The organism is Micromonospora sp. CNZ309 (genome assembly GCF_002846525.1).
The window spans coordinates 6,326,178-6,347,495 of sequence record NZ_PJNG01000001.1 but is presented as its reverse complement, the minus strand read 5'-3'; the positions used below and the strand labels follow the sequence as shown (position 1 = coordinate 6,347,495).

Annotated in this window: 18 protein-coding genes and 1 pseudogene; 11 read left to right on the top strand and 8 right to left on the bottom strand. The window is 73.9% G+C overall.

Annotated features, from left to right (window positions below; translation table 11 throughout):
* Positions 1-5: 5 nt before the first annotated feature.
* The 3 genes from CLT72_RS27470 to mca all read right to left on the bottom strand — a co-directional run bounded on the left by CLT72_RS27470 (position 6) and on the right by mca (position 3,940).
* Positions 6-2,537, bottom strand: a complete 2,532-nt coding sequence (locus CLT72_RS27470; protein ID WP_101414224.1) for a putative bifunctional diguanylate cyclase/phosphodiesterase — start codon at positions 2,535-2,537, stop codon at positions 6-8.
* A gap of 179 nt (positions 2,538-2,716) precedes the next feature.
* On the bottom strand, positions 2,717-3,010 hold the full coding sequence (locus CLT72_RS27465; RefSeq protein WP_101414223.1) for a hypothetical protein: 294 nt from the start codon (positions 3,008-3,010) through the stop codon (positions 2,717-2,719).
* A 48-nt stretch (positions 3,011-3,058) separates the two neighbouring features.
* A complete protein-coding gene (mca, locus tag CLT72_RS27460) occupies positions 3,059-3,940 on the bottom strand; it encodes a mycothiol conjugate amidase Mca (protein WP_101414222.1) in 882 nt (293 codons plus the stop codon).
* Positions 3,941-4,131: 191 nt separating this feature from the next.
* Between mca and CLT72_RS27455 the strand changes: the two genes are divergently transcribed.
* Together CLT72_RS27455 and greA are read left to right on the top strand one after the other, a co-directional pair.
* On the top strand, positions 4,132-4,566 hold the full coding sequence (locus tag CLT72_RS27455; RefSeq protein WP_101414221.1) for a DUF4307 domain-containing protein: 435 nt from the start codon (positions 4,132-4,134) through the stop codon (positions 4,564-4,566).
* Between the two features lie 155 nt (positions 4,567-4,721).
* A complete protein-coding gene (gene greA, locus CLT72_RS27450; protein WP_089001941.1) occupies positions 4,722-5,219 on the top strand; it encodes a transcription elongation factor GreA in 498 nt (165 codons plus the stop codon).
* Between the two features lie 75 nt (positions 5,220-5,294).
* Here greA and ilvA read toward each other — a convergent pair whose 3' ends face one another.
* From ilvA to CLT72_RS27435, 3 genes are read right to left on the bottom strand one after another with little or no spacing between them, the layout of a single operon-like run.
* On the bottom strand, positions 5,295-6,515 hold the full coding sequence (gene ilvA, locus CLT72_RS27445) for a threonine ammonia-lyase (RefSeq protein ID WP_101415420.1): 1,221 nt from the start codon (positions 6,513-6,515) through the stop codon (positions 5,295-5,297).
* A gap of 50 nt (positions 6,516-6,565) precedes the next feature.
* Positions 6,566-7,963, bottom strand: coding sequence for an amidase (locus CLT72_RS27440; RefSeq protein ID WP_101414220.1), 1,398 nt, complete (start codon positions 7,961-7,963; stop codon positions 6,566-6,568).
* Positions 7,964-7,978: 15 nt separating this feature from the next.
* On the bottom strand, positions 7,979-9,121 hold the full coding sequence (locus tag CLT72_RS27435) for a cystathionine gamma-synthase (RefSeq protein ID WP_089001944.1): 1,143 nt from the start codon (positions 9,119-9,121) through the stop codon (positions 7,979-7,981).
* Positions 9,122-9,235: 114 nt separating this feature from the next.
* On the opposite strand from CLT72_RS27435, the gene CLT72_RS27430 reads away from it, so the two are divergent.
* From CLT72_RS27430 to CLT72_RS27400, 7 genes are all read left to right on the top strand, one after another.
* Positions 9,236-9,646: an HIT family protein gene (locus tag CLT72_RS27430; protein ID WP_101414219.1), complete on the top strand. Its 411-nt coding sequence runs from the start codon at positions 9,236-9,238 to the stop codon at positions 9,644-9,646.
* A 311-nt stretch (positions 9,647-9,957) separates the two neighbouring features.
* The gene (gene msrA / locus CLT72_RS27425) at positions 9,958-10,620 is read left to right on the top strand and encodes a peptide-methionine (S)-S-oxide reductase MsrA (protein ID WP_089001946.1); all 663 of its coding nucleotides are present in this window, start codon (positions 9,958-9,960) and stop codon (positions 10,618-10,620) included.
* A 263-nt stretch (positions 10,621-10,883) separates the two neighbouring features.
* On the top strand, positions 10,884-12,668 hold the full coding sequence (locus CLT72_RS27420) for an N-acetylglutaminylglutamine amidotransferase (protein WP_101414218.1): 1,785 nt from the start codon (positions 10,884-10,886) through the stop codon (positions 12,666-12,668).
* A 2-nt stretch (positions 12,669-12,670) separates the two neighbouring features.
* Complete coding sequence (ngg, locus tag CLT72_RS27415) at positions 12,671-14,485, top strand: N-acetylglutaminylglutamine synthetase (protein ID WP_101414217.1); 1,815 nt, start codon at positions 12,671-12,673, stop codon at positions 14,483-14,485.
* On the top strand, positions 14,482-15,666 hold the full coding sequence (locus CLT72_RS27410) for an osmoprotectant NAGGN system M42 family peptidase (RefSeq protein WP_101414216.1): 1,185 nt from the start codon (positions 14,482-14,484) through the stop codon (positions 15,664-15,666). Before ngg ends, CLT72_RS27410 begins: the two co-directional genes overlap by 4 nt.
* A gap of 346 nt (positions 15,667-16,012) precedes the next feature.
* Positions 16,013-16,942 (top strand): ribonuclease Z, encoded by a 930-nt coding sequence (locus tag CLT72_RS27405; protein ID WP_101414215.1) that lies wholly within the window; start codon positions 16,013-16,015, stop codon positions 16,940-16,942.
* Positions 16,939-17,448 (top strand): GNAT family N-acetyltransferase, encoded by a 510-nt coding sequence (locus CLT72_RS27400; protein ID WP_101414214.1) that lies wholly within the window; start codon positions 16,939-16,941, stop codon positions 17,446-17,448. The genes CLT72_RS27405 and CLT72_RS27400 overlap by 4 nt, the downstream gene beginning before the upstream one ends.
* A 54-nt stretch (positions 17,449-17,502) precedes the next feature.
* Here CLT72_RS27400 and CLT72_RS27395 read toward each other — a convergent pair whose 3' ends face one another.
* Positions 17,503-18,873, bottom strand: coding sequence for a cystathionine beta-synthase (locus tag CLT72_RS27395; RefSeq protein WP_101414213.1), 1,371 nt, complete (start codon positions 18,871-18,873; stop codon positions 17,503-17,505).
* Positions 18,874-18,950: 77 nt separating this feature from the next.
* Entirely contained in the window at positions 18,951-19,307 is a 357-nt protein-coding gene (locus CLT72_RS27390; protein ID WP_101414212.1) for a YkvA family protein, read from the bottom strand.
* A gap of 148 nt (positions 19,308-19,455) precedes the next feature.
* Here CLT72_RS27390 and CLT72_RS27385 point away from each other — a divergent pair.
* Both CLT72_RS27385 and CLT72_RS27380 read left to right on the top strand, forming a co-directional pair.
* A pseudogene (locus CLT72_RS27385) lies at positions 19,456-20,516 on the top strand (SGNH/GDSL hydrolase family protein); the annotation flags it as partial.
* On the top strand, positions 20,505-21,308 hold the full coding sequence (locus CLT72_RS27380) for an SGNH/GDSL hydrolase family protein (RefSeq protein WP_101414210.1): 804 nt from the start codon (positions 20,505-20,507) through the stop codon (positions 21,306-21,308). The pseudogene CLT72_RS27385 and the gene CLT72_RS27380, both read left to right, overlap by 12 nt.
* The last annotated feature ends 10 nt before the right edge of the window (positions 21,309-21,318 follow it).

Genomic DNA, 21,318 nt, shown 5'->3' with positions numbered 1-21,318 from the left:
CGGGGTCAGGAGGCGCCGTCGGCACGCAGCGGCAGGACGTTGGGGCGGGCCTCGTCGAGGAGGGTGCCGAGGACCGCGCCGATCTTGTCGGCCGGCATCGGCTTGAAGAAGTGGTAGCCCTGGGCGGCCGTGCAGCCCAGCTCGGCCAGCGCGAGGCGCTGCTCGGCGGTCTCCACGCCCTCGGCGACCACCCGTAGCCCCAGCTCGTGGGCGAGCCCGACGGTGGTCCGTACGATCGCCGCCGCCTCCGGGGAGTCGGCCATCCGGATCACGAAGGAACGGTCCACCTTCAGCTCGTCGACCGCGATCCGCGTGAGGAACGTCAGCGAGGAGAAGCCCGTGCCGAAGTCGTCGACGGCGAGCTGCACGCCCATCGACCGCAGGGTGGCGAGCACCTCGTCGATGACCTCCAGCTCGCTCATCACCACCGTCTCGGTGATCTCCAGGACCAGCCGGTCCGGCGGCACCTGGTGCCGGCGCAGGGCGTCGTCGATGTCGGCGGGCAGGCGGGGGTCGAGCAGGCTGCGGGCCGACAGGTTGACCGAGATCGGCACGTCGAGCCCGTCGCCGGCCCAGCCGGCGGCCACGGCGAGCGCCTTGTCCAGCACGTAGCGGGTGAAGGTGCCGAGCTGTTCGCTGTTCTCCACGGGGCGGATGAAGTCGTGCGGCCCGAGCCAGCCCCGGCGCGGGTGCCGCCAGCGGATCAGCGCCTCCACCCCGGTCGGTGCCCCGGTGGTCAGGTCGACCGCCGGCTGCAACGCCAGCACGAGCTGGTCGTCGGTCTTCAGCGCCTCGCGCAGCTCGGCCAGCAGGGCGAGCTGGTCGGTGCTCGCGGCGTCCCGGGCGGAGTCGTACGCGGCGACGCTGCCGCCGCCCTCCTTGGCCTGGTACATGGCGATGTCGGCCCGGCGCAGCAGCTCGGTCAGGTCGGCGGTGCCGGCGTCGGCGACCACCACCCCGACGGAGACCTCGACGGACATCCGTACCCCGGCCACCTCGGTCGGCGCGGCGAGCCGCTCGGCGATCTCGCGGGCCTGCCGCAGCGCGTACGTCATCGGGGCGGCCCGGTCGCCGATCACCGGGACCGACGTCAGCAGCAGCGCGAACTCGTCACCGCCGAGGCGGGCGAGCAGGTCCCCGGGGCGGGCGAGGGTGCCCAGCCGGTTGGCGGTCAGCCGCAGCAGCTGGTCGCCGGCGGCGTGCCCGAGGGTGTCGTTGACCTCCTTGAACTGGTCGATGTCGAGCAGCAGCAGTGCGACCGGGTGGTCGTGGGCGAGCTGACGCAGCGCCTGGTCGCCCTTGCTGAGCAGGGCCGACCGGTTCGCCAGCCCGGTGAGCTGGTCGTGCACCGCCTCGTACGACGAGCGGGCCGTGACCAGTCGCAGCTCCCGGTGGGTCGCGGCGTCGTGCAGCGCGGCGGCGAGGGCGTCGCCGAACGCGGCGACGGCGTCGTGTTCCCGGGCGTTCGGGGGCGCGGAGCGCGGGAACCGGATGCGCAGCTCGCCCACCCGGCCCGCACCCACGGTGAGGGTACGCACCAACTCGTGGCCCTCGGGCTCGCTCCGGCCGGGCGGGGCGACCTCGCGGTCGACCAGTTGGCCGCCCGGGTCACCCCGGTAGCGCCGCCACCGTCCGTCGCCGCGTGCCACGTCGACGTCGACGAGTTCGGCGTTGAACACGGCCAGCGCGCCGGTCACCGCGGCGGTGGCGACGCTCCGCTCGTCGAGCTGGTTGAGCGCGGCGGTGGCCTCGGCGAAGGCCCGCCAGGTGCGGCGTTCCTGGTCGGCGCGCAGCCGGTGCCGGTAGGTCTGCTGGAGCAGCCAGAGCGGCGGCGGGAGCAGCAGCAGCCAGCGCGCGTCGAGCTCCAGCAGCGCCACCACGACCAGGCCGACGGCCACGTTCCCGACGAACATCAGCAGCTTGCCCCGCAGCGCGGCGAGCAGCGGCGGCCCGACGGGGATGCCGTGGCGCAGCGCCAGGGTGGCGCCGCCGAGCCAGGCGGTGGCGAGGAGGTAGGTGACCGACCCCGCGAGCACGGCCAGGGCGAGCGCCGGGGTGGGCGTCGCCAGCAGCGGCTCGCCGAGCCAGGTGGTGACCGAGACGGCCAGGGCGGTGGCGGCGGTCAGGGAGGCGGTGATCCGGACGACCTCCAGCACCGGCCGCCGGTCGCCGAGCAGCGACATGGTCGACCAGGCGAGGGCGGCCCCGAGGAGCGCGGCGGAGGGGAGCCAGCCGGTGGGCGTCAGGTAGAGGCAGATGATCAGCGCCGCCTCGCCCCAGGTGATGCTCACCATCCCGGCGGCGGTGCGGAACCGCAGCCGGGCCAGTTGGGCAACGGCGAACACGGCGACGGCGAGGCCGAACCGGGCCGGCCCGCCGAGCGGGTCGTCGGCGGGCAGGCGGGTCGGCGCGGTCCAGCCGAGGCCGGCGGCGACCAGTGCGGTCAGCGCGACGGCGACCGTGAGCAGGAGCAGCCGCGCGGGGGTGCCGCGGGTTTCGAGCCGGTCGGTCGACTCGCCGGCCCTGCCGGAGGTCACCGAGCCGCTCCGCCCGCGGGCCGCTCGCCGTCACGACGGGCGGCCGCTGGTGTGGTGGTCATCGGCGCCCCCTCCCGCGCACGGCTCGGGAACTCTTGGTCCCCCCGGCGAGAGGCTAAGGCAAACCCGGTGGCCGCAACAGGGGGCGACGACCGGGTTCGACGTGAATCATGCGTGGACTAGCCGTTGCGACGCTGCTGACGCCCGGTGGGAGCGGGCGTGGATGAATCCTGCGCCTGCGTGCCCTCTGTCGGATCGACGACTTCCGCGTCCGCCCGGTCGAGCGTCGCCGGTGGGCCCTGCGGAGGGAACCGGTCGGGCAGGCGACGCAGCCGGGAGTTCATGTTGCGGATCAACAGGACGGTGGCGGTCGCCAGTACGAGGATGAGGAAGAGGCCCATCGGGCCGGCCAGCCCACCCGTGCGGGTGTCCCCGAAGTTGTTCTGGGCGAGCACCTGTGCGGCGGTCAGCATGGCGTTCCTCCGGATTGCGGTTGGTGACCAGGGTAGCCCGGCCCCGGCTCAGCGGGCACGGGCCGTCTCGCGCACCCCGGCGAAGAGGTCCGACTCGGGCAGCGGGCTGTCGACCAGCGAGCGCACCAGCTCGAAGTCCTCCGTCGGCCACGCCCGCCGCTGCAGCTCCATCGGCACCTGGAACCAGAAGCCGTCGGGGTCGATCTGGGTGGCGTGGGCGCGCAGCGCGTCGTCGCGGACGGGGAAGTAGTCGGCGCACTCGACCCGGGTCGTGATCCGGGGCCCCTTGTCGGGGCGGTCCTCCCAGCGCTTGATCCACTCCTCGTAGGGCGAGTTGAGGCCGGCGGCGAGCAGTTCCTCGTGCAGCGCCATGATCTTGCCCTTGGAGAAGCCGATGTCGTAGTAGAGCTTGAGCGGCTGCCACGGCTCGCCCAGCTCCGGGTAGCGCTCCGGGTCGCCGGCGGCCTCGAACGCGGCCACGCTGACCTTGTGGGTCATGATGTGGTCGGGGTGCGGGTAGCCGCCCTCCTCGTCGTACGTCGTGACGACGTGCGGACGGAACTGGCGGATCAGCCGCACCAACGGGCCGGCCGCCACCTCGACGTCCTGGAGGGCGAAGCAGCCCTCGGGCAGCGGCGGGAGCGGGTCGCCCTCGGGCAGGCCGGAGTCGACGAAGCCGAGCCACGCCTGCTCGACGCCGAGGATCGCCCGCGCGGCGTCCATCTCGGCCCGGCGGACGTCGGCGATGTTGGCCCAGACGTCCGGTCGGTCCATCTTCGGGTTGAGCACGCTGCCGCGCTCGCCGCCGGTGCACGTGACCACCAGGACGTCCACGCCCTCGGCGACGTACTTCGCCATGGTCGCGGCGCCCTTGCTCGACTCGTCGTCGGGGTGCGCGTGGACGGCCATCAGTCGCAGTTGCTCTGCCAACGTCGGCGCTCCTCGTCTCTGCCCGCCGGCGGACCCCCCGCAGGACCGCCCGGCTGACCTGCCGGAATCCTCCCCCGTGCCGGGACCTGCCGGTGCCGACCTGTCATATTTGACGACGGGACGGGCTGGGAGGATGGAACCCTGCCATTCTTGCCGATGCCTCCGACAACGACGCCAGGAGATACCCAGCGGTGACCGAGACGCACGCCACACTTCCGCCGGGCGCGCCCGCCTTCCCGCCGGGCCGGTACGGCCGCCGCCGGGAGCCGGGGCGCCGTCGGCCGCTGCTGGCGGTGCTGCTGGCGGTCGCCATGGTGATCGTCATGACCCTGGTCGCGGTGCGGCTCTACCGGCAGTACGGCGACCCGAACTACGACGCCGAGGTGATCACCTACACCGGGATCACCGACAGCCAGGTGCTGGTCGACTTCCGGGTCACCGTGCCGGAGGGCGCCTCGGCGGTGTGCCTGGTGCGCGCCCGCGACCGGGACGGCGCCGAGGTGGGCCGGGAAGAGGTGACGGTGACCGCCCGGCCCGGCCAGCGGCACGTGAGCGCCCAGCACCGGCTGGCCACCACCGCCCGGCCCTTCATCGGCGAGGTGCTGCGCTGCCGGCCCCCCGGCTGAGCAGCCACGACGCGCTCCGGGCGCAGCGGTACGGATGCCCGGGGCGGCCCCGGTGCCGGCGGCACCGGCGGTGCTCGAGCGCACCCTGTGTCGTACCGCACTGGTAGCTTGGAAGTTCACCTGTCAGCCAGCACGCACGAACGAGGAGACCGCCTGTGTCCACTGGCAACGAGGCGCCCGCCACCTGGCTGTCCCAGGACGCATTCGACCGGCTCCAGGCCGAGCTCGACGAGTTGATCGCCAACCGGCCGGTCATCGCCGCCGAGATCAACGCCCGGCGCGAGGAGGGCGACCTGCGGGAGAACGGTGGCTACCACGCCGCCCGCGAGGAGCAGGGCAAGGCCGAGGGGCGCATCCTCTACCTGAAGGAGCTGCTCCGCACCGCCAAGGTGGGCGGGGCACCGACCGCCGACGTGGTGTCGCCCGGCATGGTCGTGACGATCTACTTCGACGACGACAAGGACGACACCGAGACGTTCCTGCTCGGCTCCCGGGAGATCGCGTCGACCACCGAGCTGACGGTCTACAGCCCCGAGTCGGCGCTGGGCCAGGCGATCCTGGGCGGTCGGGCCGGCCAGACCTGCACCTACACCGCCCCCAGCGGGGCCGACATCAAGGTGACCGTGGTCAGCTTCGAGCCGTTCTCCGGCTGAGCCCCCGCCGCCCGGGTTGAACCGGGCGGGCGGCGACGACGAACGACGCGGCGAGGCGTGACACCGGTCCCGGTGTCACGCCTCGCCGGCGAAGACCACCTGGTAGCCGCTGGCCCGCAACGCGCTGATCAGCGTGTCGGAGTGCTCGACCCCCCGGGTCTCCACCGACAGGGCCACCTCCACCTCGCCGAGGCGCAGGTGCGGATTGGCCCGCTGGTGCTCCACGTCCACCACGTTCGCCCGGTGTTCGGCGATCTCGCTGAGCAGCGACGCGAGCTGGCCCGGCCGGTCGGAGCAGCGCACGGTCACCCGCAGGTAGCGCCCGGCGGCGGCGAGACCGTGCTCGATCACCCGCAGCATCAGTAGCGGATCGATGTTGCCGCCCGAGAGCACCGCCACCACCGGCGCCTGCACCTCGACGACGCCCGCCAGCAGCGCGGCCACGCCCACCGCGCCGGCCGGCTCCACCACCTGCTTGCCCCGCTCCAGCAGCATCAGCAGCGCACGGGAGATGTCCTCCTCGGAGACGGTGACGATCTCGTCCACCAGCTTGCGGACGTGGGTGAAGGTGAGCTCCCCCGGCCGGCCGACCGCGATGCCGTCCGCGATGGTGCCGAACGCCGGGAGGCGTACGGGCTCGCCGGCCACCAGGGAGGGCGGGAACGCGGCCGCCCCGGCGGCCTGCACCCCGATGATCCGCACGTCGGGCCGCAGCGCCTTGGCCGCCACCGCCATGCCGGAGACCAGCCCGCCGCCGCCCACCCCCGTGATGATCGTCCTGACCTCGGGGCACTGTTCGAGGATCTCCAGGGCCACCGTGCCCTGGCCGGCGATCACGTCCCGGTGGTCGAACGGGTGGATCAGCGTCGCCCCGGTCCGCTCGGCGTAGGTCTGCGCCGCGACCAGGGACTCGTCGACGGTGTTGCCGACCAGCTCGACCTGGGCGCCGTACCCCTTCGTGGCGGCCACCTTCGGCAGCGGCGCGTTCACCGGCATGAAGACGGTGGCGTGCGTACCGACGAGGCCGGCGGCGAGCGCCACCCCCTGTGCGTGGTTGCCGGCGCTCGCCGCCACCACCCCGTCGGCCCGCTCCGCCTCCGACAGCCGGGAGATCCGCACGTACGCGCCACGCACCTTGTACGAGCCGGCGCGTTGCAGGTTCTCGCACTTGAGCCACGTCGGCCCGCCCAGCGCCGCGCTGAGCGGCCGGGAGGGCTCCAGCGGGGTGGTGCGGACGACGCCGGCGAGCAGTTCCCGCGCGGCCCGTACGTCGGCGAGACCGACCAGTTCCGTCATGCCCCTGATCGTGCCACCCTGCACCGGCGCCGAGGCGCGCACGCCACCTCTCAGACGGCGGCGGGGACGCGGGGATAGCCGGGCGCGTGCCGGGGCCAGGGGGCCTGCATCTCGAACTGGCCGGCGACGCCGAGCAGCAGCAGCTCGCTGCCGGGCGGGCCGATCAGCTGCACGGCGACCGGCAGGCCGTCCGGGCGGCGGCCCACCGGCACCACCAGCGCGGGCAGGCCGGCGATGTTCCACGGCGCGGCGAACGGGGCGTAGCGGATGCTGGCCAGCATGTTGGCCCGCCAGGACCGGCCGGACCAGCCCGTGGCCTCCGGCGGCACGGTCGCCAGGGCCGGGGTGAGCAGCAGGTCGACCGAGTGGTCGGCGAAGAAGCCGATCGAGCGCTCGCGCCAGGCGGCCCGGTCGGCCTCCCGGACGTACCCGCGCCGCTGCGCCCACTCGCCGAGGGCGACGTGGCGGCGGCTGCGCCGCTGGAGGCCGCGCCGGTCCAGCCCGGCGGCCCGTACGTCGGCGGCCGCCGCGGCGAACCAGGTGGCGATGCCCTGTAGGCCCAGCGCCGTCGGGTAGACCGGATCGGCCGGCACGGTGTCGTGGCCCGCTCCCGCGAGCAGCCGGCCGGCGGCGGCGACCGCGTCCCGGTTGGGCGCGTCCGCGTGCACCCCCCGCACCGGCGAGCGCAGCGAGACGCCCACCCGCAGCCGCTGCGGCGGCACCAGCTTGTCCGGGCGACGGCCGGCCAGCACCGAGAAGCCGACTGCCGCGTCGGCGACCGTGCTGGTGAGCATGCCGTGCTCGGTGAGGCCGAACCAGTCGTCCGCGCCGAGCTGGCACGGGACCACGCCCCGGCCCGGCTTGAGCCCGACCAGGCCGCAGCAGGCCGCCGGGATGCGGATCGACCCGAGGCCGTCGTTGCCGTGGGCGATCGGCACCAGCCCGGCGGCGACGGCGGCGGCCGCCCCACCGGACGAGCCGCCGGGGGTACGCCCGGTGTCCCAGGGGTTGCGGGTGACTGCGGTCTCGTCGTCGGTGATGCCCCAGAGGCCGAGTTCCGGCATCCGGGTCACCCCGAGGATCACCGCGCCGGCGCCGCGCAGCCGGCGGACCACCTCGTGGTCGGCCTCCGCCACCGGCGTACGCACGGCCGCCGACCCGTTCCAGGTGGGCAGCCCGGCGACGGGGGTGTTCTCCTTCACCGCCACCGGCACCCCCGCCAGCGGCAGGTTGGCCAGGTCCTCCTGCTCGTCGACCTTCTCCGCCTCGGTGATCGCCTCCCCGCCGCGTACCGTGCGGAACGCGGCGAGGTCGGCGTCGACCCGGGCGATGTGGTCCAGGTGGTCGGCGACGACCTGGGTGGCCGTGACGTCGCCCCGGCGTACGCCCCGGGCGATCTGCTTGGCGGTCGCCCCCACCCAGGTCGGCATGATGTCCTGCACGGCCACCCTCCCAGCCAGCGGTCAGCCCAGCGCCTGCTCCAGATCGGCGAGCAGGTCGTCGACCGTCTCGATGCCGACAGACAGTCGCACGAGATCGCCGGGAACTTCAAGCGGCGAGCCGGCAGCACTTGCGTGTGTCATCCGGCCCGGGTGCTCGATCAGGGATTCCACGCCGCCGAGCGACTCGGCGAGGATGAACAGCTTCGTCCGGTTGCAGATCTCGACGGCGTGCTCCTCGCCACCGGCCGCCCGGAACGAGATCATCCCGCCGAAGCGGCGCATCTGCTTCGCGGCCACCTCGTGGCCCGGGTGCGCGGGCAGCCCGGGGTAGATGACCTGGCCGACCTTGGCGTGCCCGTCCAGGTAGGCCGCGATCCGCTCGGCGTTGTCGCAGTGCCGGTCCATGCGTACGCCCAGGGTCTTGATGCCGCGCAGGGTGAGCCACGCGTCGAAGGGGCCGTTGATCGCGCCCATCGCGTTCTGGTGGTAGCGCAGTTCCTCGCCGAGCCCGGCGTCGGCGGCCACCAGCGCGCCGCCGACCACGTCGGAGTGGCCGCCGATGTACTTGGTGGTGGAGTGCACGACCACGTCGGCGCCGTGCGCGATCGGCTGCTGGAGGTACGGCGAGGCGAACGTGTTGTCGACGACCAGCAGGGCGCCCGCGTCGTGCGCGACGCCGGCCAGCGCGGCGATGTCGGCGATGCCGAGCAGCGGGTTGGTGGGCGTCTCCACCCAGACGATGCGGGTCCGGCCCGGCTCGACGGCGGCCCGGATCGCGTCGGGGTCGGAGACCTTCGCCGGGGTGTAGTCCAGCCCCCAGCGCTCGGCCACGCGCGCGAAGAGCCGGTACGTGCCGCCGTACGCGTCGTCGGGGATCACCACGTGGTCGCCCGGCTTGCAGACGGTACGCAGCAGGGTGTCCTCGGCGGCCAGGCCGCTGGCGAAGGCGAGCCCGACCGGACCGCCCTCCAGCGCGGCGAGGCACTCCTGGAGGGCGTCGCGGGTCGGGTTGCCGGAGCGGCTGTACTCGTAGCCCAGCCGGGGCGCGCCGACGGCGTCCTGGGCGTAGGTGCTGGTCTGGTAGATCGGTGGGATCACCGCGCCGGTGCGGGCCTCGGGGTCCTGGCCGGCGTGGATGGCGAGCGTGTCGAAGCCGTGACTCATCCCGTGAGGCTAATGCCCCGTCCCGAGGGCTGGAACGGAACGGTCCTGTCGGGTCCGCGCCCGACGGGCCGGCGGGGACGTCTATCGGCGGGGCGGCCGGCATAGCCTGGACCGATGAGCGGGTGTGTGTTCTGCGGGATCGTGGCGGGCGGGGTTCCCGCCTTCCGGGTGGCCGACGAGCCCGACGGGGTGGCGTTCCTGGACACCCGGCCGGTCTTCAAGGGGCACGTGCTGGTGGTGCCGCGCACGCATCTGGTCGCATTGGCCGACCTTCCCGCCGAAGCGCTGGCCGGCTACTTCGGCCTGGTACGCCGGCTCGCGGTCGCCGTGGAGACCGGCACGGAGGCCGGTGGGACGTTCGTGGCGATGAACAACAAGGTGTCCCAGTCTGTCCCGCACCTGCACACCCACGTGGTGCCGCGCACCAAGGGCGACGGCCTGCGGGGCTTCTTCTGGCCGCGCACCCGCTACGCCGACGACGCCGAGGCCGAGGCGTACGCCGCCCGGATCACCGCGGCCCTCTGACGGTCTGCGCAGCACCCACCCTGCCTGCACCGCCTTCCGGCACCCGCCATCGTCACGGAGAGTGGCAGTCATGCTACGTGACTCTCTGTGACGGCCGCGCGCGGAGCCGCAGTGCCACTCTCCCGCGCGGAGAGGGTCCGGCCCGCCGATAGCCGATGTCACCGACCGTATTGGCATCGCGACCCGCGCGGTGCCACATGCTGCGCCTCGTGCCGGTTTCGACGGCGGCCCGCCTGAGTGTCGGCGGAGCGGGTAAGGAAGGCGGATCCGGCGGTGTTGCACGCTGGGAGAGGTACGAGAGGAGTCCCACCGTGTTCCTGCGCCGCGTCAAGGCCGAGCTTCCCACCCCCGACCAGGCCCTGCCGGGTCGCCTGATCGCGATGCCCATCGCGGATCGGCACGAGGTGCTGGGCACCCCGCTCAAGGGTCCCTTCCCGGAGGGCTCGCAGGTGGCCGTGTTCGGCATGGGCTGCTTCTGGGGCGCCGAGCGGCTGTTCTGGACCCTGCCGGGCGTGATCACCACGTCCGCCGGCTACGCGGGCGGCATCACGCCGAACCCGACGTACGAGGAGGTGTGCTCGGGCATGACGGGGCACGCCGAGGTGGTCCAGGTGGTCTACGACCCCACCAGGATCAGCTACGAGGACCTGCTGAAGGTCTTCTGGGAGAACCACGACCCGACCCAGGGCATGCGCCAGGGCAACGACGTGGGCACCCAGTACCGGTCGACGATCTACGTGACCACGGACGAGCAGCTCGCCACCGCCCAGGCGTCCCGGGAGGCGTTCGCGCCGATCGTGGCGCGGGCCGGCAAGGGCGAGATCACCACCGAGATCGAGCGACTGGGTGAGTACTACTTCGCGGAGGACCACCACCAGCAGTATCTGGCACCCACGAAGAACCCGAACGGGTACTGCAACCACGGCCCGAACGGGCTGAGCTGCCCGGTGGGCGTCGCCCGAACGTCGGGCTGAGGGGCCCCAGCCACCGGCACAACCGGACGGATGCACCCACGCGGGCCGGCGCGGCGTCAGCCGCGCCGGCCCGCGTGCCACCGGAACTGAGCGGTCGATCACATCTGACCCGGACGGCGAAACGCCCCGGCCGCCACTCTTGACGCGCTCTGCCACCATGGCAGACACGGGGCGCGACGAAATCGCGCAGTGTAGCAAATCTTCAAGAAACCGTTATCATCCCAACGGGCATTCCTCGCTGCCCTCTGGCAGCATTGCCTGGCATGTGCGGACTTGCGGGAGAGTTCCGCCGTGACGGTTCACGCGCCGACGTGTCGGCGGTGGAACGCATGGCGGCCACGATGAGCGACCGGGGGCCCGACGACAGCGGCGTCTGGGCCCAGGGCCCGACCGCCCTCGGGCACCGACGTCTGAAGATCATCGACCTCTCCGCGGCGAGCGGGCAACCGCTGGTCGACTCCGGGGCGGGACTGACGGGCGTCTTCAACGGCTGCATCTACAACTACCGCGAGCTGCGCGAGGAACTCCAGGCCAAGGGCCACCGGTTCTTCTCGTCGGGCGACAGCGAGGTCGTGCTCAAGGCGTACGCCGAGTGGGGGCTCGACTTCGTCGACCACCTGGTCGGCATGTTCGCCGTGGCGATCAGCGAGCGGGACACGGGCCGACTGGTGCTGGCCCGCGACCGGCTCGGCATCAAGCCGCTCTACGTGGCCGAGACGCCGGGTGTGGTGCGCTTCGCCAGCACCCTGCCCGCGCTGCTGGCCGGGGGCGGCGTCGACACCGGCATCGACCCGGTCGCGCTCGCGCACTACCTGAGCTTCCACAGCATCGTGCCGCCGCCGCGCACCATCCTGCGCGGCGTCGCCAAGCTGCCCCCGGCGACCGTACGCGTCTACGAGGCGGACGGCCGCACCTCGGAGCGCGTCTACTGGGACCCGGCCTTCACCCGCTCCGCCGAGCGGGCCGGCTGGTCCGAGAAGGACTGGCAGGACGCCCTGCTGGAGTCGCTGACCACCGCCGTGCGCCGGCGGATGGTGGCCGACGTGCCGGTGGGCGTGCTGCTCTCCGGCGGCCTGGACTCCAGCCTGGTGGTCGCCCTGCTCGCCGGCGAGGGCCAGCGCGGGCTCTCCACCTTCTCCATCGGCTTCGACGCGGTCGGCGGTCGGGAGGGCGACGAGTTCCGCTACTCCGACCTCGTGGCGAAGACGTTCGACACCGACCACCACCAGATCCGGGTGGCCGCCGCCGACCTGGTGCCGCCGCTGGAGGCGGCCGTCGCCGCGATGTCCGAGCCGATGGTCAGCCACGACTGCGTGGCGTTCTACCTGCTCAGCGAGGTGGTCTCGCAGCACGTCAAGGTCGTGCAGTCCGGCCAGGGCGCGGACGAGATCCTCGGCGGCTACCACTGGTACCCGCCGCTGGCGAAGGTCGGCCGGGACGAGGCGCTCGACACGTACGCCCGGGCCTTCTTCGACCGGGACGCGGCCGGGCTGGCCCGGGTGCTGAACCCGGCCTGGCTGACCGACGGCGACCCGGCGCGGGAGTTCGTGGCCGCCCACCTGGGCCGGGCCGGCGCGCAGACGGCGGTCGACGCCGGCCTGCGGATCGACACCCAGGTCATGCTGACCGACGACCCGGTCAAGCGGGTGGACAACATGACGATGGCGCACGGGCTGGAGGCCCGGGTGCCGTTCCTCGACCACGAGTTCGTCGAGCTGGCCGCGAGCTGCCCGCCGGAGCTCAAGCTGGCGCAGGGCGGCAAGGGGGTGCTCAAGGAGATCGGCCGCCGGGTCCTGCCGCACGAGGTCATCGACCGGCCGAAGGGCTACTTCCCCGTGCCCGGCCTCACCCACCTGGAGGGCAAGCTCCTCGACCGGGTACGCGACGCGCTCTCCGCGCCCGAGGCCCGCCGCCGCGACCTGTTCCGCGCCGACTACGTCGACGCCCTGCTCGCCGACCCGAATGCCGAACTGACCCCGTTGAACGGAAACAAGCTGTGGCAACTCGGACTCCTGGAAATGTGGCTCCAGAGCCACGGAATCGACTGACCGTGACGGACACCCTGGCGACCGGCACCGCCCGGCCCGACCGGTCGCGCACCGGCCGGCGACGGGAGCGGGTGGGTCCCGGCGGCGACCCGATGGCGCCGGAGCCGGCGGAGCCGCCGACCCGGGAGGGCGACACCGACGTGGTGCTGGACTGCGGCTGGGGGCGGCTCGTCTTCGGGCAGACCTTCGCCGACCAGGCCGCCGTCGCCGCCGTACTGCGTTCGGAGGCCGCCGGCTCCCGGGACATCTGCATCTACCTGCGCGACCCCCACGTGCTGGTGTCGCGACTGCCCGACGAGCTGTTCATCGATCCGTCGCTGACCTACCGGCTGCCGCTCGGCGGCGACCGGCCGACCGGCGACGGCGAGGTGCCGGGGCTGTCCATCCGCCCGCTGGCCGACGCCGCCGACGCGGACGCGGTGAACCGGATCTACGCCCGCAACGGCATGGTCACCGCCGGAGTGGACGTGCTCGTCGCCAACGCGGGCACCGACCGGTTCCTGCACCTGGTCGCCGAGGACGCCACCGGCGAGGTCGTCGGCACCATCACCGGCGTCGACCACGTCGCGGTCTTCGACGACCCGGAGAACGGCGCCAGCCTGTGGTGCCTCACCGTCGACTTCAACACCGCGCCGCCGGGCACCGGGCAGGCGCTGATCACCGCGCTGGCCGCCCGGCTGGTCGAGCGGGGCCGGGCGTACGTGGACCTGTCCGTGCTCGCCGAGAACGCCGGGGCGATCCGGCTCTACGAGCGGCTCGGCTTCTACCGCACGTCGACGCTCTGCGTGAAGCGGAAGAACCCGATCAACGAGCGGCTCTTCCTGCCCGCCATGCCCCAGGGGTACGACCAGCTCAACCCGTACGCGAAGATCGTCGCCGACGAGGCGATGCGGCGCGGCATCCGGGTGGAGGTCACCGACCCGGCCTGGGGTGAGCTGCGCCTGAGCAGCGGCGGGCGGACCGTGCTGACCCGCGAGTCGCTGTCGGAGCTGACCTCGGCGGTGGCGATGAGCCGCTGCGACGACAAGCGGGTGACCCGCCGCATCCTCGCCGAGGCGGGGCTGTCCGTGCCGCGCGGCCGGACCGCCACCGGCGACGACCGCGACGCCGCCTTCCTCGCCGAGGTCGGCCGGGCGGTGGTCAAGCCGGCGCGGGGCGAGCAGGGCAACGGCATCACGGTGGGCGTACGCACCGCCGGGGCGCTGACGGCCGCCGTCGAGCTGGCCGCCCGCTTCTGCCCGGACGTGCTGATCGAGGAGATGCGCGCCGGCGAGGACCTGCGGGTCGTCGTCATCGACCACGAGGTGGTGGCCGCCGCGGTCCGGCGCCCCGCCTCGATCACCGGCGACGGGGTGCACGACATCGCCGAGCTGATCGAGCGGCAGAGCCGCCGCCGTGCCGCCGCCACCGGTGGCGAGTCCCGGATCCCGCTCGACGACATGACCCGCGACGTGCTGGCCGAGGCCGGCCACGAGCTGCACGACGTGCTACCCGAGGGGCAGGTGCTGGCCGTACGCCGGACCGCAAACCTGCACACCGGCGGCACCATCCACGACGTCACCGCAATGCTGCACCCGTCGATCGCCGAGGCGTGCGTGGCGGCCAGCCGGGCCCTGGACATCCCGGTCACCGGGCTGGACCTGCTGGTCGGCGCCCCGGACCGCCCGGAGCACGTCTTCATCGAGGCCAACGAGCGGCCCGGCCTGGCCAACCACGAGCCGCAGCCGACCGCCGAGCGCTTCGTGGACCTGCTCTTCCCGGGCACCCGCGCGCCGCAGCGGCTCTGGACCCCGGCCGGCCCGGGAGGTGCGGCGTGAGCCCGAGGCCTCTGGAGATCGACCTGGACTACCTGCGCCAGGTGCTGGTGGAGCTGCTGGAGATCCCGAGCCCGTCGGGGCGTACGGACCACGTGCAGCAGTACGTCGGCGAGCGGCTCTCCGCGCTCGGCATCCCCTCCACGCTGACCCGGCGCGGTGCGCTGAGCGCCTGCCTGCCCGGCCCCCGCTCGACCGGCGCCGACCGGGCGATCGTGGTGCACACCGACACCATCGGCGGCATGGTGAAGCGGCTGAAGGAGAACGGCCGGCTGGAGCTGAAGACGATCGGTACGCACAGCGCCCGGTTCGCCGAGGGCGCGCACGTGCGGATCTTCACCGACGACCTGGAGCGGGTGATCACCGGCCAGGTGCTGCCGCTGAAGGCCAGCGGCCACCGCTACAACGACGACGTGGACCTCCAGGGCGTCGGCTGGCAGCACGTCGAGGTGCGGGTCGACGAGCCGGTCGAGGACGTCGCCGGGCTGCGCGCCCTCGGCATCGACGCGGGTGACTTCGTGGCGTTCCTGCCGAACCCGACGATCACCCCCAGCGGGTACGTCAAGTCCCGGCACCTGGACGACAAGGCCGGCGTGGCCGCCGTCCTCACCGCCCTCAAGGCGATGGTCGACGCCGACGTACGCCCGGCGGTCACCGCGCACCTGCTGGTCACCGTGACCGAGGAGATCGGGCACGGGGCGTCGCACGGGCTCGACCCGGACGTGGCGGAGATCGTGTCGGTGGACGCGGCGGTGGTGGCGCCCGGCCAGCAGTCCCGCGAGGACGCGGCCACCCTGGCGATGGGCGACGGGGTCGGGCCGTTCGACTACCACCTGACCCGCAACCTGGCCTCGATCGCCGCCGAGCACGGGGTGGACCTGGTCCGCGACGTCTTCGAGTACTACCGCTCGGACGTGGCGGCGGCCGTGGAGGCCGGCGCGCACGCCCGGGTGGCGCTGCTCGGCTTCGGCGTGGACGCCACCCACGGGCACGAGCGCACCCACCTGGAGGGCCTGCGTCAGCTCACCCAGCTGCTCTGCCTCTATCTCCAGAGCGACCTGGTCTTCCCCGAGTGGGACGCCGAGCCGGAGGGCGACCTGGCCGACTTCCCGTCGCTGGCCGTGCAGCCGGCCAGCGAGGAGGGCCCGCGCGAGGGGCCGATCGGCATCGCCGAGAACGCCTGAGCGCCGGCCCGCCATTCCCCGACCTCGTGTGATCGAAATCCGTTGCCCCGGCCGCGAGGGGTGGATAGCGTGGCGGTACACGGGAAAGGAGGTGGTCCAGACTTGTATAGCAATCGGACTCGTGAGGTGGCTGTCCGCTAGCCGCTGTCCTCGACAGTGAAAACCACGTCCGCCGCGAGGCGGGCATGCACGATCGTCGAGACCGTGTGGCAGCGGTGCGGCGAAACCACGACAGCCACCCGACCCCCGGGGTGCCGGCCCAGTCCAGCCGGCCCGCGCGCGAGCGCGGAAGCCCCGGGGGTCGACCCTTTCCGCGGCCGGGTGGCCGACGCAGCCGGAGGTCACCGTGTCGATGCGCGAGCTGGTGGTGCTCGGGACCGCCAGCCAGGCCCCCACGCGGCAGCGCAACCACAACGGGTACGTGCTGCGCTGGGACGACGAGGTGATCCTCCTCGACCCGGGCGAGGGCAGCCAGCGGCAGCTCCTGCACACCACGGTCACCGCCACGGACCTGACCCGGATCTGCGTCACCCACTTCCACGGCGACCACTGCCTCGGCCTGCCCGGCACCATCCAGCGGCTCTCCCTGGACCGGGTGCCGCACCCGGTGGCGGTGCACTTCCCGGCCGGCGGCGCGGAATACTTCGCGCGCCTGCGGCACGCCTCCAGCTTCCACGAGACCGCCGAGCTGCGCGTCGAGCCGATCGGGACCGACGGGCAGCGCATCGCGCTGGGCGTCGGCACGCTGGAGGCCCGCCGGCTGCGGCACCCGATCGAGACGTACGGCTACCGGCTCGTCGAGCCCGACGGCTGCCGGATGCTGCCGGAGCGGCTGGCCGCGTACGGCATCGCCGGGCCGGCGGTCGGGGAGCTGATCCGCGTCGGCCACCTCGACCTCGACGGGCGTCGCGTCACCCGCGAGGAGGTGAGCGTGCCCCGGCCCGGGCAGCGCTTCGCCTTCGTCATGGACACCGGCCTCTGCGACGGGGTGTACGCCCTCGCCGAGCACGCCGACCTGCTGGTCATCGAGTCGACGTTCCTCGACTCGGAGGCCGCGCTCGCCGCCGAGGTCGGCCACCTCACGGCGGGCCAGGCCGCGCGGGTGGCGGCCGAGTCGGGCGTACGCCGGCTCGTGCTGACCCACTTCTCCCAGCGCTACGCCGACCCGGCCCGCTTCGCCGACGAGGCCCGCGCGCACTTCGACGGCGACCTGGTGATCGCCGAGGACCTGACGACCGTGCAGGTCCCGCCCCGGCGGGTAGCCTCGGCCGGGTGACGGTCACCCTGCGCCCCGCCACCGTCGACGACCTGCTGACGGTGGGTGCGCTGCACCAACGTTCCCGGGTCGCCGCCTACTCGGCCTTCCTGCCGGCGCGGGCGCTGGCCGAGCCGACGCCCGAGGCGATGGGCGCCTACTGGACCGAGCGCTGGACGTGGGAGCGCGACGAGCACCGGATGACCGTGGCCGAGCGCGACAGCCGACTGGTCGGGTTCAGCTACCTCGGCCCGGACGACGAGGGCGACGCGGCGACCGGCCTGCTCAACGCCATCCACCTCGAACCCGCCGAGCGCGGACGGGGCACCGGCCGCGCCCTGATGGTCGACGCGCTGGACGCCATGCGCGTACGCGGCTGGTCCCGCGCGGTGCTCTGGGTGCTGCGGGACAACGCGCACGCCCGGGCCTTCTACGAGCGCGGCGGTTGGACCCTCACCGGCACCGAACGCGACGAACACATCGGCCCGGCGGTCGTGCCCCAGCTCCGGTACGCCCGCCCGTTGTGAAGAACGCCCCCTGCCGTGCGCACCAGGCGCCGACAGGGGGCGTTCCTCAAGCGGTCAGCGGGCGCCGAGGTGGGCCAGCAGGTCCTGGCGGGTGAGCACACCCTTGGGCTTGCCGTCGACCAGCACCAGGGCGGCGTCGGACTTCTCCAGCAGGCCGACCGCCTCGCTCACCGGCTGCCCGCCACCGATCATCGGCAGCGGCTCGGCCATGTGCCGCTCGATGGTGTCGTGCAGGTGCGCCTGGCCGGTGAAGAGCGCGTCTAGCAGGTCCTTCTCGGCGATCGAGCCGGCCACCTCGCCGGTCACCACCGGGGGCTCGGCCTTGAGCACCGGCAGCTGCGAGACGCCGTACTCGCGCATGTAGTCGATCGCGTCGCGGACCGTCTCGGTCGGGTGCACGTGCACCAGCTCGGGCAGGCCGCCCGGCTTGCCGGCGAGCGCGTCGGCGACCGTCGGCTCCGTGCCGGCGTTGTCCAGGAAGCCGTAGCGGGCCATCCAGCCGTCGTTGAAGATCTTGGACAGGTAGCCCTTGCCGCTGTCCGGCAGCAGCACCACGACCACGTCGTCCGGGCCCGCCTTGCGTGCCACTTCGAGGGCGGCCACCACGGCCATCCCGCAGGAGCCGCCGACCAGCAGCCCCTCCTCGCGCGCCAGCCGACGGGTCATCTCGAAGGACGCCTTGTCGGAGACCTCGATGATCTCGTCGGCGACACCCCGGTCGTACGTCTCCGGCCAGAAGTCCTCGCCGACGCCCTCGACCAGGTAGGGCCGGCCGGTGCCGCCGGAGTAGACGGAGCCCTCCGGGTCGGCGCCGACGACCCGCACCCGGCCCTCCGAGGCCTCCTTCAGGTAGCGCCCGATGCCGGAGATGGTGCCGCCGGTGCCGACGCCCGCCACGAAGTGGGTGATCTCGCCCCCGGTCTGCTCCCACAGCTCGGGCCCGGTGGTCTCGTAGTGCGAGCGCGGGTTGGCCGGGTTGCTGTACTGGTTGGGCTTCCAGGCGCCGGGGATCTCCCGGGCCAGCCGGTCCGAGACGTTGTAGTAGGAGCGCGGGTCCTCCGGGGCCACGGCGGTCGGGCAGACCACCACCTCGGCGCCGTACGCCCGCAGCACGTCCTGCTTGTCCTGGCTGACCTTGTCGGGGCAGACGAAGACGCACTTGTAGCCCCGCAGCTGTGCCACCAGCGCCAGGCCGACGCCGGTGTTGCCGCTGGTCGGCTCGACGATCGTGCCACCCGGCTGGAGGAGGCCCGCCTTCTCCGCGTCCTCCACCATCCGCAGGGCGATCCGGTCCTTCACCGAGCCGCCCGGGTTGAGGTACTCCACCTTCGCCAGGACGGTGGCCTGGATCCCGGCCGTGACGTTGCGCAGCCGTACCAGCGGGGTGTTGCCGATCAGCTCGACGACGTTGTCGTAGTACCGCACCTCGTTGTGCCCTTCTCCTCCGGCGCCGCCGGCGGCGGCCGGGCAGACGTCTTCTCGACGCCCCAGGGTACGTGGGTTCAGGACGCCACGTGTCCGGGGATCACCGAGCTGCGCCGGGCCTCCCACTCCAGGAACCGCTCGGTCTCGGCCAGCACGCTGCCGGCCAGCCAGGTCACCATGACCGCGTCGTCGGCCAGTCCGAAGATCGCCAGCGGGATCTCCGGAAGCAGGTCCACCGGCGAGACGATGTACGCCGTCGCCGCGGTCATCAGGGCCAGCCGCAGGCCGCCGTCGTACTCCCCCCGGGTGGTCGCCCGGATCATCCGGGGCAGCGCGCCCAGCCGCGCCCCGAGCGACGGCCCGCCCCGCGACCCGGCCGCTAGTGCCCGGGCCAACGCGCTGAACGCCGCGGTGCGCTTCAATGTCTTCCCCATGTTCGGCCCCTCTCCACGTGCCAGGATGACGCGTCGGCGCAACCGCCCTCCGGTCACCCGTACAGATACCCAGGACCGTCGACTTCCAGGCACCCGCGAGCCGACACGACGACAGCGGCGTGTCGTGCCGGCGCGATAATGTCGCTGTATGGGGGTCGCTGGTTCCGTCGTCCCGGTCGGTTCGCGCTGGCAGCGCGCCCGGCAGGTCGCCCGCCTCGCGGCGATCGGCACGGGTGCCACCGCGGCGGCCGCGGTCGCGACCGGCGGTGTGCTCCTCGGGCAGGCCCGCCAGGCCCGCCGCACGATCCCGATGGCGGAGGCGCCGCCGCCGCGCTGCGACGGCGTCTACGGCGCGAAGCTGCCCGGCCCGCCGGTCACGGTCGTCGTGCTGGGCGACTCGTCGGCCGCCGGCTACGGCGTGCACCGCCGCCGGGAGACGCCCGGCGCCCTGCTCGCCACCGGCCTGTCCCGCCGCCTGCAACGCCCCGTCCGGCTGCACCGCTTCGCCGTGGTCGGCGCCATCTCGGCCGTGCTGCGCCACCAGGTGGAGGCGGCCCTGGAGTGCCGGCCCGACGTCGCGGTGATCCTGATCGGCGGCAACGACGTGACCAACCGCACGCCGCTCGGCCTGGCGGTGCGCTACCTGGTCGAGGCGGTCCGCACGCTGCGCGCCGCCGGCTGCGAGGTGGTCGTCGGCACCTGCCCCGACCTGGGCGCCATCCAGCCGATCCGGCCGCCGCTGCGCTGGCTGGCCCGCCGCTGGAGCCGGCAGCTCGCCGCCGCCCAGACGGTCGCCGTGGTCGAGGCCGGCGGCTGGACGGTCTCCCTCGGCGACCTGCTCGGGCCCCGGTTCGCGGCCGAGCCGACCCGGATGTTCGCCTGGGACCGGTTCCACCCCTCGGCGGAGGGCTACGCCGTGGCCGCCGCCGCGCTGCTGCCGACCGTGCTCTCCGCGCTCGGCGCGGGGCAGGAACGGCGTCCGACCCTCCTGCGGGGCGAGGGCGTACGGTCGCTGCCGCAGGCCGCGCAGGAGGCGGCCCGCCACGCGGGCACCGAGGTCAGCGGCACCCGGGTCCGGGGGCGCGAGCGCGGCCCCGCCGGCCGGTGGGCGCAGCTGCGCCGACGGACCTTCTTCGGTGTCGGCGCGGTGCCGCAGCCCGGCCCCGCCGCCGACTCACCCACACTGGAGGGACTGGCATGAGCGAGCGCTTCATCCCCTCGGGGCTCGCCAACCGACTGGGCCGGGCGGCGACGCTCAGCCTCATCGCCGGCACGGTCGGCGGCGCCGCCGTCCTGGCCGGGCAGGCCTTCGCCGCCCGGCACCGCCGGTACGCCCAGCCGGAGCTGGCGCTCGCCCTGCGCGCCACGGTCGGGCGCGCCGACGCGCCGCCGCTGCGGCTGGTGCTGCTCGGCGACTCGTCCGCCCTCGGCGTCGGGGTCGGCCGCCTCGACGAGACCATCGGCGGGCAGTTGGCCAACCTGCTCGCCGAGGGCCCGAACGGCCGCCGGGTGCACCTGTCCAGCGTCGGTGTCTCGGGCTCCCGCTCGACGGACCTGGCCACCCAGGTGGCCCGGGCGCTGCTCGGCGAGCGTCCCGACGTGGCGGTGATCCTGATCGGGGCCAACGACGCCACCACCCTGCGTCGCCCGGTGGAGGCCGCCGCCTACCTCGGGGCGGCCGTGCACCGGCTGCGCGAGGCCCGGGTCGAGGTCGTCGTCGGCACGTGCCCCGACCTGGGCGCCGTACGCGCGATCGCCCCGCCGCTGCGCAACGTGGTCGGCTGGTCGGGTCGGCGGGTGGCCCGCGCCCAGACGGCGGCGGTGCTCGACGCCGGCGGCACCGTCGTCGACCTGGCCACCGAGACCGGGGCGGTGTTCCGGGCCGACGCCGGCACGCTGTGCCACGACGGCTACCACCCCTCCGCCGACGGCTACCGGGTCTGGGCGCACGCCCTGCTCCCGGCCGTCGCCGCCGCCGCGGCGGTCGCCTCCCGGCACTGACCAGCCGCCG

Excerpts from the sequence above, each read along its gene's own strand:
- CLT72_RS27420 (WP_101414218.1), top strand. The coding sequence starts at position 10,884 with ATGTGCGGACTTGCGGGAGAGTTCCGCCGTGACGGTTCACGCGCCGAC.
- ilvA (WP_101415420.1), bottom strand. The coding sequence starts at position 6,515 with ATGACGGAACTGGTCGGTCTCGCCGACGTACGGGCCGCGCGGGAACTG.
- CLT72_RS27390 (WP_101414212.1), bottom strand. The coding sequence starts at position 19,307 with ATGGGGAAGACATTGAAGCGCACCGCGGCGTTCAGCGCGTTGGCCCGG.
- CLT72_RS27465 (WP_101414223.1), bottom strand. The coding sequence starts at position 3,010 with ATGCTGACCGCCGCACAGGTGCTCGCCCAGAACAACTTCGGGGACACC.
- CLT72_RS27380 (WP_101414210.1), top strand. The coding sequence starts at position 20,505 with ATGAGCGAGCGCTTCATCCCCTCGGGGCTCGCCAACCGACTGGGCCGG.
- CLT72_RS27435 (WP_089001944.1), bottom strand. The coding sequence starts at position 9,121 with ATGAGTCACGGCTTCGACACGCTCGCCATCCACGCCGGCCAGGACCCC.
- CLT72_RS27430 (WP_101414219.1), top strand. The coding sequence starts at position 9,236 with ATGAGCGGGTGTGTGTTCTGCGGGATCGTGGCGGGCGGGGTTCCCGCC.